We start from the raw sequence: 448 nt of genomic DNA, 5'->3' as shown, positions 1-448 counted from the left end.
GCCCTCGGCCATGTGCGAGGCGGCCTCCACGTGGCGGGCCAGCACGTGCTTGACGCCACCGGTCTTGCTCTCGAGGGCGTGCCGGCGCATCGCCGCGTAGAAGGGGTTGATCGCCGCGCCGGGCAGACCGAACGCCTGGGTGGCGCCTTCCTTCTCCAAGATCAACACCGCCGCGTCGGCGGCCTTCATTCGGGTCATGTCAGTTCTCCTTGCTCACCGTTGAGAGGTCGTGGGTTCGAGTCAGTTCGAGGATGTGCGGCCGGACAGCAGCTCGACCTGCAGCAACAGGGCCGAGTGATCGAGATCGCCGTGCCCGAGCTGACGCAGGGACTGCATCAGCTGGGCGGTGTGGGCGCCGAGCGGGATGGCCACGCCGGCCTCGCGGGCGGCGGCCAGGATGATGCCCATGTCCTTGTGGTGCAGGTCGACCCGGAAGCCGGGCTTGAAC

At 68.5% G+C, this 448-nt stretch carries 2 protein-coding genes; both read right to left on the bottom strand.

Annotated features, from left to right (window positions below):
• Positions 1-198: thiamine pyrophosphate-binding protein (locus tag DF216_RS10430; RefSeq protein ID WP_276318438.1), on the bottom strand; the 198-nt coding region annotated here is incomplete at its 3' end.
• Between the two features lie 42 nt (positions 199-240).
• Positions 241-448, bottom strand: a 208-nt coding sequence (locus DF216_RS10425) for an NAD-binding protein (protein ID WP_164979051.1), incomplete at its 5' end; no start/stop codon positions are given.

The sequence above is a fragment of the Streptococcus oralis genome, assembly GCF_004127215.1.
GTDB lineage: Bacteria > Bacillota > Bacilli > Lactobacillales > Streptococcaceae > Streptococcus > Streptococcus oralis_BD.
This window is presented reverse-complemented; position numbering and strand designations above follow the sequence as displayed.